The sequence below is a fragment of the Luteibacter aegosomaticola genome, assembly GCF_023078475.1.
GTDB classification, from domain to species: domain Bacteria; phylum Pseudomonadota; class Gammaproteobacteria; order Xanthomonadales; family Rhodanobacteraceae; genus Luteibacter; species Luteibacter aegosomaticola.
The window spans coordinates 2,832,004-2,845,217 of record NZ_CP095741.1; the positions used below are offsets into that span (position 1 = coordinate 2,832,004).

The 13,214-nt window shown below is 65.1% G+C and carries 10 protein-coding genes and 1 pseudogene; 1 reads left to right on the forward strand and 10 read right to left on the reverse strand.

What is annotated here, in order from left to right; genetic code table 11:
* Positions 1-111: 111 nt before the first annotated feature.
* The 8 genes from L2Y96_RS12455 to L2Y96_RS12490 form a co-directional block, all read right to left on the reverse strand.
* The gene (locus L2Y96_RS12455; RefSeq protein ID WP_247326055.1) at positions 112-1,230 is read right to left on the reverse strand and encodes a PepSY-associated TM helix domain-containing protein; all 1,119 of its coding nucleotides are present in this window, start codon (positions 1,228-1,230) and stop codon (positions 112-114) included.
* 6 nt (positions 1,231-1,236) lie between these two features.
* Positions 1,237-3,594, reverse strand: a complete 2,358-nt coding sequence (locus L2Y96_RS12460; RefSeq protein WP_247326057.1) for a TonB-dependent siderophore receptor — start codon at positions 3,592-3,594, stop codon at positions 1,237-1,239.
* Between the two features lie 69 nt (positions 3,595-3,663).
* The gene (locus L2Y96_RS12465) at positions 3,664-4,647 is read right to left on the reverse strand and encodes a FecR family protein (protein WP_247326059.1); all 984 of its coding nucleotides are present in this window, start codon (positions 4,645-4,647) and stop codon (positions 3,664-3,666) included.
* A gap of 62 nt (positions 4,648-4,709) precedes the next feature.
* Entirely contained in the window at positions 4,710-5,195 is a 486-nt protein-coding gene (locus L2Y96_RS12470; protein ID WP_247326061.1) for an RNA polymerase sigma factor, read from the reverse strand.
* A 1,146-nt stretch (positions 5,196-6,341) separates the two neighbouring features.
* A complete protein-coding gene (locus L2Y96_RS12475) occupies positions 6,342-7,064 on the reverse strand; it encodes a response regulator (RefSeq protein WP_247326063.1) in 723 nt (240 codons plus the stop codon).
* Positions 7,065-7,277, reverse strand: a complete 213-nt coding sequence (locus L2Y96_RS12480; protein ID WP_247326065.1) for a hypothetical protein — start codon at positions 7,275-7,277, stop codon at positions 7,065-7,067.
* Positions 7,278-7,442: 165 nt separating this feature from the next.
* Complete coding sequence (locus L2Y96_RS12485) at positions 7,443-8,117, reverse strand: YoaK family protein (RefSeq protein ID WP_247326066.1); 675 nt, start codon at positions 8,115-8,117, stop codon at positions 7,443-7,445.
* 492 nt (positions 8,118-8,609) lie between these two features.
* Positions 8,610-9,470, reverse strand: coding sequence for a CPBP family intramembrane glutamic endopeptidase (locus L2Y96_RS12490; RefSeq protein ID WP_247326068.1), 861 nt, complete (start codon positions 9,468-9,470; stop codon positions 8,610-8,612).
* A 693-nt stretch (positions 9,471-10,163) separates the two neighbouring features.
* Between L2Y96_RS12490 and L2Y96_RS12495 the strand changes: the two genes are divergently transcribed.
* The gene (locus L2Y96_RS12495) at positions 10,164-10,538 is read left to right on the forward strand and encodes a hypothetical protein (RefSeq protein ID WP_247326070.1); all 375 of its coding nucleotides are present in this window, start codon (positions 10,164-10,166) and stop codon (positions 10,536-10,538) included.
* Between the two features lie 510 nt (positions 10,539-11,048).
* Here L2Y96_RS12495 and L2Y96_RS12500 read toward each other — a convergent pair.
* Positions 11,049-11,951: an SDR family oxidoreductase gene (locus L2Y96_RS12500; RefSeq protein ID WP_247326072.1), complete on the reverse strand. Its 903-nt coding sequence runs from the start codon at positions 11,949-11,951 to the stop codon at positions 11,049-11,051.
* Positions 11,952-12,265: 314 nt separating this feature from the next.
* A pseudogene (locus tag L2Y96_RS12505) lies at positions 12,266-13,102 on the reverse strand (glutathione-independent formaldehyde dehydrogenase); the annotation flags it as partial.
* Positions 13,103-13,214 lie beyond the last annotated feature (112 nt).

The following is a 13,214-nucleotide window of genomic DNA, read 5'->3' on the forward strand; positions in this document are numbered from 1 at the left end:
GCTACGAGAATCTTCCAAGCTTCGCGGCCGCAGGATGCGCGAGGTGTCGAGGATGACCGGTCATGCGACCTCCAGAAGCCTTGCCGCGCGCCGGCCGGTGGGCGGCCCGGGCTAGGTCAGTTTTCTTCGTCGGCTCAGCCACAGGTAAAGGCCGCTGCACAGCACCGCTATCAACAACAGGTCGAGCAGCGCCCAGACTGTCTTCATGGCGAGCCCACCGCCGTTGCCAAAATGCAGTGGCCGCGACAGCTCGGTGCTGCGCAGGTACCATGGCATCGGCAGCACGGCCGTCACCGTGCCGGTTCGCGCATCCACCATCACCGGCTGATACAGCTCGGCCGTGAGCGTGCTGGCGCCGCGCGCCCAGAAAATGAAATGCACTGGCGTGCCGTACGGGCTGCCGGGAAAGACCACGCCGGTGACGAGCATGCCCGGCACGGCGCGCGTTGCCGTGGCGAGCGCCGCATCCAGCGATACCCTCGCTGCCGGCCCTGCCGGTGGAACACCCACATCCGCGCCGGCGATTCGTGGTGTCACTTCCTTCGCCTGCCACAGGTCGAACAAGGGACGCTCGAGCTCGTTGAGCAAGCCGGTGAAGGCAACCACGCAGGCCCACGCGACCAGCACGATCCCGTGGAAATTGTGCCGATCCAGCCACGCCTGGCGCGTGCGTTTGCGCCTTACCTTGCCGAAGCCGGCACCACGGTTGAACGGTGCGTAGATGACCACGCCGGAAACCAGGGAAGCGAGGAAGCACAACGCCACCGTCAGCATGACCCACGTGCCGGTGTTTCCCATGAACATCGATTCGTGAATATCGTGCACCGCGTTGATGAAGGCATCGCCCGGGCCATTGTCCGCACGGCCCGTCACCACTTCGGCACCGGTCGCCGCATCGAACACGGTGCTTACGGCATGATCGGGGTCGTCGCGAAACGCGGCCCACGTTGGCGCCGTGGTGACTGCCACCCGGGCATGCCGTGGATCAAGGAAGGTGGCCACCACGACCGCACCGGGTTGTGCACGCTCCACCGAGGCGAGCATCGCGTCGAGCGGAGCGTGCCCCGGTTGCGCCGAGAGCCGCGGCAGTGACGGGTCGAACGCATCAATGATCTCATCCGAGAACACCAGCGGCAGCCCGGTAAGGCACGCCACCAGCAGGAATGCCGTCGCGACCAGGCTGGACCACCTATGCACGCGGTCCCACGCCTTCAGGGTGCTGCTCTTCACCGTGCTTTACCAGCTGAAGGTGGCTTTGGCCATCCAGGCGCGGCGCAGGCCGTACTGGCAACCCAGCTCACCTTGGCAGCTACCGATGTATTCCTTGTCGAACAGGTTCTGTGCGTTCAGCGAGAAACGCCACTGCGGGATCTCATAGCGGATTGCCGCATCGACCAGCGTGGTGGAGGGCAAGCGGATCGTGTTGGCCAGGTCGCCGTAGGTCGAGCCGACGTAACGCAGGCCGCCCGCCACGCCGAAGCCACGCAGCGCGCCGGAGAGGAACGTCTTGTCCAGCCAAAGGTTGGCCATGTTGCGCGGCACGTCACGCGGGCGCTTGCCCTGCGTGCCGTCGTTGTTGCGCAGCTGCACGCCGTTCATCCAGGTGTAGCCGGTGATAAGGCTCAGCCCGTTGCCGAGATCGGCGACGGCGGAAAGCTCCGCGCCACGCACGCGCACTTCGCCCGACTGCACCTGGAATTCCGGGTGGTCGAGGTCTGTGGTGAGCACGTTGGACTGGGTGAGCTGGTACACCGACGCCATGACATAGCTGTTCTGGCCACGCGGCTGGAATTTCACGCCTGCCTCGTAGCTCTTGCCAAGGTTCGGTTTGAACGGTGAGCCTTCGAACGACGTGCCGGTGGACGGTGTGAACGCCGTCGAGGCATTGATGTACGGCGCGATGCCGTTATCGAACAGGTAGACCAGGCCCGCGCGCCAGGTGAAGCGATTGGACTTCTGCGTATCGCTGGTTCCTTCGAGGCGGTCGATCGTCTGCGTGCTCGCCCAATCCTGGCGCACGCTTACCGTGGCTGCCCAGTGGTCGATGCGCATCTGGTCCTGGGCATACGTGCCCAGCTGGCGGATGGTGTGGGTCACGCTGTAATCGACCGGCGGCAGGTCGACGGTGATTCCGTACAGCGGCGCATAGATGTCCAGCGAGGGAATCTCCGGATCCTGTTCGGCCCAGCGATCTTCCGCATGCAGGTAGTCGACGCCGGCGAGCAGCGTGTGGCGCACCTTGCCCGTGTCGAAGCGGAACTCCGCCTGGTTGTCCACGCCCGCCACGTCACTGCTCGCCTGCGTGCGGAAGCCGTAGCGATCCAGCGTGCGCAGATCGTCCTCGAGCCCGGCGGAGCCGATGATCGAATAGTCCAGGTTCGCATGCGCATAGCGTGCGTTCTGGCGGAAGGTGAACACATCATTGAAGCGGTGTTCGAACTCGTACCCCACCGCGTACTCGCGACGCGCGAAGCGATCGAAGTTCGGATCGCCGTCGTAGAAATCCGAAGGGATCTTGCCGTTCGGGTTGCCCCACAACGTGCCCTGCATCGGCAGGTCGTTGGGCGGGCTGTTGGCGTCGCGGTAGCTGTAGTGCGTGAGCAAGGTGAGGTGCGTGTCATCCGAGGGCGCCCACGTCACGGCCGGGGCGATGAAGACGCGCTTGTCGCGCACATGGTCGGTCTGGGTGCTGGTGTCCAGCCCCAGCCCGGTGACGCGGTACAGCCACTGGCGGTCCTTATCCAGCGGGCCGGAGAGATCGAACGACGCCTGTGCCCGCCCGTACGCACCGGTGGCGGCGGATACTTCGTGCAACGGCGTATCCAGTGGGTGCTTGCTCACCACGTTCACCATGCCGCCCGGGCTGGTGGCCTGGCCGTACAGCACCGATGAAGGGCCGCGCAGCACTTCCACGCGGTCCAGGCCTTCGGTCTCGATCACGGGCGCCAGCACCGTGAAGTAGGTGAGCGTGGAAAGTCCGTCGAGGTACGGATTGGCATCGGGGAAGCCACGCAGCGAGAAGTAGTCCGCCTTGGTCTCCACGCCGCCGAATTCTTCGGCAAGCACGCCCGGGGTGTAACGCAGGGCCTGGCTCACGCTCTCCACCGCCCGCGCATCCAGCTGGTCGCGGGTGATCACGGTGATCGACTGCGGCGTTTCGAGCAAGGGCGTGCTGGTCTTCGTCGCCGCCATGGTTTCGTGGGCCACATAGCCCGAGGTGAGGCCGGTGACAGTGATCGCGTCGAGCGACGTGGTCGAGGTGCGCGCGTCGCTGCTCACCTGGATCAGCAGCACGCCGTCTTTTTCGGTGGCGACGAGGTGGGTACCGGCGAGGATGCGGGTGAGCGCCTGCCGCGAGGTGTAGTGGCCACTGATCGCCGGCGCCTGCAGGTTGCGCACCAGGGCGGGATCGACCGCCAGCTGCACGTGCAGCTGCGCGGCGAGGGTGTTCAATGCCTGGCCAAGCGGGGCGGCCGGCACGTCGATATCCACGGCCGTCTCCCTTGGCGTATCCGCGAAAGCCGGCGTGGTGACTGAAAAGGCGAGCACGAGGGCCGCGGCCAGGGCGGCCGGGGCAGCAAGACGAAGACGCATGGAGCGGGTTCCCTGGAACTGGATCGATAGTCGTAGACGCACGACCCGTCCCGAACCTGACATCGAAAGTTATCGCGACCCCTGGCGGGCGACGATGCGCACCTCGGCACCGTGTCGCTCGAGGCGCACCGGCAGGATTTGCGGGAGCGCTTTGGCGAACGCATCGGCGTTGCCCACGGTGAAACTGCCGGTGACATGCAGGCCACGGGCGGAAGGCGCGACCGCGAGGTGGGTATCGCCGTAACGCTCCAGTTCGGCCACCGCATCCGGCAGCGGCGTGTCATCGAACACCACGCGGCCATCGCGCCAGGCTTCGCCGGCGCCGTTGGCCAGCCGCGCCGGCAAGCCGAGCGGCGCGACGTGCGCAGCCTGCCCGGCAAGCAGATCCACGCGGCCCTGCCCGCGCGGGTCGGTGACCTGCACGTGCCCCCGGGTCACGCTGATGTCGGTACCGCACGATACCAGCCCGGTGGGCGTCTCGCGCACGCCAAAGCGGGTGCCCACGACGCGGACCTGCGCCGTGGCCGTATGCACGACGAAAGGCCGCGCCACATCGTGGGTGACATCGAACAAGGCCTGCCCCGACGAGAGCGCCACGTCGCGTCCGCCTTCCGAAAGCCGGACGCTGATCACCGTGCCGGTGTCCAGCCAAACCAGGCTGCCATCGGCCAAGGTCACCTGTCGCTGTTCGCCGCGCGCCGTGCGGTAGGCCTCGGCCACCGCGGCTGGCGGCGGCATCCGCTCCCACCACACGACGCTGCCCGCCACCGCGACGACAACCGTGGCGGCGGCCACCAGGGCGGCCCGGCGGAAACGTGCGTTCCGGCGGCGGCGGCGATGGGCCGGGGCCACGTCGTCGAGGAAGGCCCAGGTGCTGCGCAGGCGCGCGAGCGCCACGGCATGGGCGGGGTCCTCGGCCAGCCACTTCGCAAGGGCCTCGCGTTCCGCGCGCCCGAGGCCACCGTGCGAACGCACGAGCCAAGCGGCCGCGGCCTCGTCGGGCGAGGTGGCGCGGTCGGTCGGTTCGTCCGGCGACGGCGGGATTCCGTGCATCAGGGGCTCCATGGCGTGCAGGGCTGACGCCTTAGCCAGTGAAAACCTGACATGGATGCGCCTCAGCGGCGATTGTAACGGTCATCGCAGGCGCGGCATGCCAGCAACGCACGGATGATGTGCTTTTCCACCGCATTCCGCGTGATGCCCATGCGGGCGGCCACTTCGGCATGGGGAAGCTGTTCGAACTTGTGCAGCACGAACGCCTCGCGGCAACGTGGCGGCAGGCCTTCGATCACGGCAAGCATGGCGGCCACGTGCTGGCCCGAGGCGGCGGCATTTTCGGGCTGGGAGGCATCGGGCGCGCGTAGGCCGTGCCACTCATCAATATCGGTGTGCTGGCGCACCCGGGCCCGTCGGTGCCGGTCGACCAGCAGGTTGCGCGCCACCCGATAGAGCAGGCTGCGGAAATCGCGCGTTTCGCGACCAGCGGCCTGGGCGCCCAGCGCGCGGGCATACGCCTCCTGGGCGAGATCGCCGGCGGCGTCGCCATCGTGCAGTTGCCCGCGAAGGAACCCCCACAGCTCGTTGTAGTAGCGCTCGACCACGGCCGGTTACATGCGAATGATTCTCGCTATTGTACTGAACTGATGTGGGTCTGCTACGTCCTTCCTTGCCGCCCATCGCCTGCGACAGTCCCGCCCGAAAGGTCCCATGCGTTCACGCCATCGTGGGTGTGGCCCGCAAGGAGAACACGGAGGTTGGGATGACGGCCAGACTGGACAACGGAGGCAACGGGCGGGGCGAGCGGCGTCCTCGGTGCATGCCTGCTTTTTTGGCACGGCAATCCGCCGCAGCAAGTTCTGGGCACCGGGTCCAACGAAGCGCGACCCAACGTCGCTGGCTGTTGTCACCCGCTCTCCGCTGGCGCTGCCCAGCGGGCACCAGACCATGACCCGTCGCCAACGCAGAGTACTCCCTGCGGCGAATGGAACTGACAGCGCGATCGCATCAATCCGGTCGCCCAGGTTCCCTACCCAATGGATGGACGCGAGCGCACCGGACAACCACGGCCTGGACGTTTCCCCGGAAGTGTCGGACGTGCCCGTTGCAGCCGCCAGACTCCGACACCTCGCCGCGGAGAGGACCGGCCTCCCTGCGGTGGCGCCCGGGAACGCTGCGGCCGCAAGGCAACCTGCGGCATCGCACAGCCGGCTTGGTACGAGCGTGTCTTGTGCACGTTTCAAGAATCCGCCCCTTGGCAATTAGAGGTCCGTGCCGCAAGACCTATCCCATTCCATTCCCGATGGCGACATCCCTGCCCAACGCCCGCGTCGCCAAATCTCCGCACCCTGTGCCAGTTCCACCGACCGCAGGCACTCAGCGACGCCAACTGCCTCGCGGGCGCTTCGTTCCGTCAATGACGCCCGAGCGGCTTGCGGGCGTGGTCAATGACGGGGAGATGTCCGATGTCCTCGCCCAATCGCTCGAAGACATCATGGGAGCCAGGGCACCGGTTGGACGAAACCCTGCGTGATGCACTGGAACGCGCGCCACCTGCTCGCTGGACAAGTCCGCCAGACCGAATCGCCCTCGGCCATCGCCCGGACGCTCGGCTCCCAGTGTGCGTTGCCCGTCGTCCGACACCTGAGGCCCCGCTGACGCACCTTCAATGCGCCAAGGGGTGCCTCGACGAGGCCGACCGGGATGTGCTCCCAGCAAAGCCAGGACGGGAAACCAAAGGAGCCGGAGGTCTAGCTGGTGCTCGGGCCACTGGCAAGATCAAGCGCCGCCAGCAACTGGCGCCGCTGATGGGGTTTGGCGAGCACGAACGTGCCCTCGGGCATCTTAAGCTTTGCGGTCTCATGGCGACCGGTGAGGACGACAATGCCGGTTTGCGGCCATCGCTGGCGGACGAACCCGGCAAGCTCGAGGCCGTGACCGTCCTCCATGAGGTCGATGTCGGCGAGGACGACATCAATGGCGCCTGCCTCCAACGCCCTGGCTGCCGCATCACCCCCCGTAACCCCAGTCACCTGCCACGCGGCACCTGCCAGAAGCTCGGAGGTGACCTCACGAAGAACCTCGTCCGCCTCGACCACGAGTACCCGACGCCTGCCGGCCTGCGGCGTCACCGCCAATACGGGAGCGTCCGGCCGCCGGGTATTCGGGCCGGTAATGGCCCGTTTGCTGACCTCCAGCACCATTGTGCGCACGGCATGGCACCGGGCACGCGCGTTGGAGGCCGAGGCGAAAAACAGGACGTGGTCGTCCTCGATGGATACCAGGGCATCGGTCAGGCTCGTGCGAAGGCGGGCTGCCTCGACGGCAAAGGCATCGAGCCAGAGGTCGGAGGGCGGCCGGCTCAGGAGGCCGACGATGGGCGCGTCGCGCACCACGTCCACCACCGCCTTGAGCGGGGGAACCTCAAATCCGACAATGCGGGGCATCTGGCGGAGGGGCATGATGGCGGGCACTTACTCCCGAATAACGTGCCACGCACCGCCCGCATCCTCTTGGAAGACTGTGACCTCGTCGCCCATCTCCTCCATGACCCGTGCCCGTTCGCAGGCAGCGTGCAGGGCGAGAAGACCGTCGGTATAGGAGTCCCCATCCGTACCGTTGATCGACACATGCCAGGTCCGCGTGTTGTGCGCGGGATACATGATGTAGATGCGCGCGTGCGCCATTGATCACTCCAGTAATGAGAGGCGCAACCCTGCCAGAAATAAAAAGCCCCTGCTCAGGTCAGGGGCTCGGGCGACACGCTCCGGGGGTGGAAGAGCATGCCACAGGGCCATGGTCGTATCCGGGAGGTCATTGTTTTGTGATGATGACCGAAAGATCGATTCTGCTCACGGGCTCTGGGCGCGCGCGGCGTGCCGAATGGACAGACCCAAGGTCGCTGCAGCAACGACGCCGGCCACCGTCGCTGGAAACCAGAGGATCGAAAGTCCCGCCGTCGTGAACCCTGCGGCGGCCAGCACGCCACCGGCAAGGAAACCGGCAATGACTGTGACGCACAGTCCCACGCGTCGCCGATCCCAATTCAAACCGCCCAAGGATTGCCCCACCGCGACAGCAGCGTCCGTGAACATGCCGGTCAGATGCGACGTGCGCAGCAAAGCGCCGGAGACAACCGTGGTCAGGCCGTTTTGCAGACCCATGGCGAGGGCAAGGCACGCAAGGCTGGACAACCGGGAAAGATCCTTGTCGGCCGCAACCGCGATGAGGCATGCCTCGCAGGCAAGCAGCACCGATGCGCGACCGGTGGGGACCCACCTCGGCAGACGGTGGACATAGCCACTCGCTGCGCAACCAAGGCAATACAGGCAGATGACAAGCGCAGCATGGGCGAGCAAGGCCGCATCATGACGGCCAACACCAGCGGCGGCTTCCGTGGTCACCCCTGTCAGGTGGGTGATGCCGCCATGGCGGAGAAACAGGAGCGCGGTGACGTTGACGGAACCCGCAACCATGGGCAGCAGGAGAACCCACAACCACGTCCAGCGGGGAAACACCGGGACCATTTGTCCCTCCTATGACTGAATTCACCGTTGGTCAGCATCCCCAAGTTCGACAGCGACGTAAAGGTGTGGCGCCCAGCAACTGCCGCGATGAAGGCGGCACCGGCACCTCGGGGCGCGTCCAGAGCGCAAAAACGCCCGGGGTCGCTGACAAGTATCCTGTACCCCTTGATGCAGGTCCCCAAGGGCGCGTTGACGGTCTTTGTCCGGCGCCCGACGTCGGCTACCCTTGGTGGGCCATTCGTGAGAATCGCACGCCCCTACGGGGGCATCCCCTACTGACCACGGATTGGTCCGGCCTGCGCGCCTTCCTGGGCGCGGGCTGTCTACGGGCGATGGCGGCGCAAGTCGACGGTAGCGTGACGGAACGCGACATGAGGAGTGTTGCGTACATCGAAAGAGTTCCTTGTCTGGCTTGTCATTTGCCGACGCGCTCCACTCGATAGTTCCGTCGGCCCCGAAGCGCCATGTGCCGATCCCGAGAACCTCACGTCGTCAAGCCAAGGCCTTCCGCGTCCGGGAGCGCCGGGCCCACCAGACATACGCAGTGGCGACAAGGGCAACGGTCACCGCCATGCCGGCGCCGAACTCGGTGGTTACCCAGGGCGCCCGACCTGTATGCGAGGTCATGGCATCAAGAACGCCCTGCACGAGGGTGTTGTGGCTTGCGTGCACAATGACGCACGGCCAGACGCTGCCGGTGACGAGCCGCATCCAGGACAGCAAGACGCCGAGGGAAATGACCATGAGGGTGAAGCAGACGGTCGCGTAGAGATGAGCCGTACCCGCGTTGTACCCTGCGCCAAGAAGCATCGGGTAGTGCCAGACCGCCCAGATCGCTCCCACAATGAGGCCCGAGGCGGTGGGCCCCAAGCGTGAAGTGAATGCCGGCGCAAGGAAGCCACGCCAACCGAGCTCCTCGCCGAGAGCCCACATGATCGTCGAGAGAAGTCCGAAGGTGAGCGTCGAAGGCACGCCAAACGCCATTGCAAAAAGGCCCTGGTGGGCCTCCATGCGATACGGCCCCGCCTGCGCCCGAGCGAAAACGGCCCAGTCAAACGCGTCCTTGACGAGGATCCAGGTCACGACATAGACGGGAACGGCATACAACCATGGGGCAAAGTAGCCCACCCACACCGACTTTCCCTCGGGTAAACAGAGCCCGAGCTCTTCAGACGACACCCTGAAGCGAAATGCAGTCAGGATTGCCGCAATCCCAGGACACCACATCACCATCCGGGAGAGCATCGCCGTGCTCGCCCCCGCATGCCATGCAAGGAGATCCACCGGTGCGCTCAGGACGACCAGCCATGCGAGGAAGAAGGCGACCGGCTTCCATGTGGACTTGGTTTGCACGCTGACTCCAGATAGACGGACAGGCACATTGTGACGGCGTTGCGAATGTGCGCCCTGTGCCATTCGTCCACCGGAAGCGGACGGCGCCCGCGACTAGCGAGCCAACGTCCCGGCCCCCTCCCCGTACTTCGCTCAACGGGCTGGGGTAAGTGGAGGTGGGCTCCTCGCCCTGCCCCGTCAACGAGGCCGGCTTAAAGCGGCCATGGCGCGCGACTTCGGCCGGTGCCATTCCGGGGCGCATCGGGCTTCCACGACGCGCCTGCAGGACCCGCTGGTCACCGCGACGGTCATGACAGTCTCCGACGTGATCGCTGTCGCGCTGCCAATGGCCTTGGAAGCCTCAGCATCGAGCGGTCGCATCGCGGCAAGGGTTCACAACCGACAGGCCGCAGCAACACGACCATGCCCTCGGTTACTCCCTCCGGCAATCCGGCGCAGCGTCGAGTCCTCGGCAGCAACACAAGTACAATGCGTGCCGATGCGGGTTGCGTTGAAATCGTCGCCATCGCCGCGTCGACTTCGCCACAGCGTCCATACCCAATCCGGCGAACCGGCCGATAACGTCCCCATTGATGATCGTCATTCGGGAAAGCGTGCCCGAGATCACGGGTCGTCGCACGGGTCGCCGAAGGTCGTCCCGCGCGCCCCCGCCGCCGGATACGCGTCCAAGGCGCCAGCGCTACGCCATTCGAGGTGGAACGCATCCGCCGCGTCATCGCGCGCATGCAGATCCTTCACATAGCGTTGCGACCTGTGTACCCAACGTTGATGATCCACCGTGAGTCCGAACGCAAAATGTCGTCTCCTCTCAATGATAGTCCGCCGGCCGAATCAGCGCTGCGTTCAAGGCGCCTCGACCGTCTTCTCGCCCGGCTTGATGCCGAAGGTTCACTGTCCCTTCGAGCGAAGGCTGAGCGTCTCGGCGTGCCGGTCGGCGCGTTGCGAAATTATGCGGACGGCTTTCCGATGCCCGATGACGTGGCGAGAGACATAGAATGGACCCTTCACCTAACCAATGGCTGGCTCGATGGGAGGCTCGACTCCATCGAAGGCCCCGCCCCCCTCTAACCATTTCTCTCCTGCGTCGCTCCGCTGCCGCTGCCCCATAGGTATGTTGCGCGAAACGCTCGTCTGTCCAAGGGACCGTCCTCGGGCACGGCTGTGAAAAGCGTGCCCCGCCCGGCAAGCCTGTGGCTCAGGGAAGACCAACACCGGTTGGGACGCAGCTTCTCGACGACCTCGACCGTTCCGCTTCACCGTGGCAATAAGTCCCGCATGGCCCACAGGTCGCCGTGGACGGCGCGCGGGATGCTGTTGAGCCGAGCATGATGCAGGCTACGTTTCGCTCCACGCCTTCACCGGCAAAGACAGCATGGCGTGATGGGCGAGCGGTGGCGCTGGGGAGGCGCTTTCTGAGGCAATTCGTGGGGCTTGTCTGGGGCCGGAGGCTGCCTGTGGGGTGCGGTCGAACCAACGACGGGAGATTGCTCCGGGCCGTCAAGAGGCTCGCGTGGATGGGCGATTCGCTCTTGCGCGACGACGGAGGGAGCCGCAAATGCGCGGCCCCCGGGATGTGGGTCATGGGAGCGGATTGCCACCCGTCACCCCGTAGGTCTCGCCGGTGATGAAACTTGATTCGTTCGAGGCAAGGAGCACATAGACCGGTGCACACTCAACAGGCTGGCCGGGACGCTTCAGGGGAACCTGAGCTCCGAAGTGCTTGAGCTTCTCCATCGGCTGGCCACCCGACGGTTGGAGGGCGGTCCACACGGGACCAGGTGCCACGGCATTGACCCGAATCCCGCGCTCCGCCACCTGACCCGCAAGGGCCTTGGTAAACGCCACGATGGCAGCCTTCGTCGAGGCATAGTCGAGCAGGATGGCAGAGGGATCGTAGCTCTGGATGGAAGCGGTATTGACGATGGTGCTCCCGGCCGGCATCACCTCAAGCGCCGCCTTGCACAACCAGAACAGCCCGTAGACATTGGTCTTGAAGGTGGCATCGAATTGCTCGGTGGTGATGTCTTCAATGGATTGCTGGTGCGTTTGCTTGCCTGCGACGTTGGCAAGGATATCGAGACCACCCATCGCGTCACTCGCCTGTTTGACCAGCGACCGGCAAAACGCCTCGTCTTTCAGATCACCCGGGATACCCTTGGCAACAACGCCTTCCTTCTCCAGCAGGGCCACGACCTCCTTGCCGTCTTCCTCCTCCTCGGGGAGATAGTTGATGACGACGTGCGCGCCCTCTCGTGCAAACGCAATCGCCGCTGCGCGACCAATGCCACTGTCACCGCCCGTGACCAAGGCCCGGCGCCCTGCCAACCGACCGTGGCCCGTATAGCTGGTCTCCCCGTGGTCAGCCGGAGGCTTCAACTTGTGAACCGTGCCGGGGGCACTTTGCTTGGGCGTATCAAACGGCGGGCCGGGATACTGTGTGACGGGATTCACGAGCACAGGGCTCTTCTTTTCGTTGCTCATGGATATTCCTTTGGTCAATTACCGGGATGAAGGACAACTTTCGTCCATCCGTCTTTGCGGTCATCGAAATTTCGGTAGGCCTCGGGCGCTTCATCCAGCGACAACCGGTGGGAAATGATTTCCGACGGTGTTGCCTTGCCCCGGTGGATGAGCTCCCGCAACTGGCGGTTGTAGTGCTTCACGTTCGCCTGGCCCGTACGCATGAACTGGCCCTTGAACCAGAAGCTGCCCATGTCAAAGGCAATCTTTCCCTCCTTCGCCAAGGCGTCTTCCGCACCAGGGTCTTTCGGCACGAACACACCGACCACACCCAGACCGCCCGTCGGCCGTACCGAGGCGACCAGGTCATTCATCGTGGCATTGGGCCGTTCGTGGCCGTGGTGATCGTGGCACTGGTAGCCGACGCATTCGCAGCCCCGGTCAGCCCCACCTTTCGTGAGTTCAAGAATCTGGTCGACGTGATCGCCCTTGGAGTCATCGATGGTGGTGACCCCAAAATTCCGGGCCAGCTTCAAACGATCGGGATGGCGGTCGACGACGATGACCTGGGCGGCACCCTTCAAGCATGCTGACAAGGCGGCCATGAGCCCGACGGGGCCCGCCCCGTAGATGACCACGCTCTCACCCGGCTTGAGGCCTGCAAGCTCGGTGGCATGCCAGCCCGTGGGAAAGACGTCGGACAACAGCACGTAATCGAGTTCTTTTTCCTTGGCGTCTTCCGGCAACACGAGGCAATTGAAGTCCGCATAGGGCACGCGGAGCAGTTCGGCTTGCCCGCCGCTGTAGGGACCCATGTCAGCAAACCCATAGGCCGCCCCGGCACTGCCGGGATTCGTGGTCAGGCAAAAACCGGTGAGCCCCGCCTCACAGTTGCGACAAAAGCCGCACCCGATGTTGAACGGCAAGACGACCCGGTCGCCGAGTTTCACGCGGTCGACCGCGGGACCAACCTCGATGACCTCACCCAGGTTCTCGTGCCCGAGAATCTTTCCCTGCTCCACACTGGTCCGTCCTTCATACATGTGCAGGTCCGACCCACAAATGTTAGTGGTGGTGATGCGCACCAGCACGTCGGTCGGTTTTTCAATCCGGGCGTCGGGCACCGTCTGGATAGCGACATCTCTGGGGCCGTTATAGACCAGGGCTTTCATGGCTTCTCCGCACAGCGAGTGATTTCACAGCTTGACTGGCGGAGTAGAAGCAGCATGTGCCCAACGGGTGAAGTGACGTCCACACGGGTGAAGGAAACTTGCGCAGGAAGCG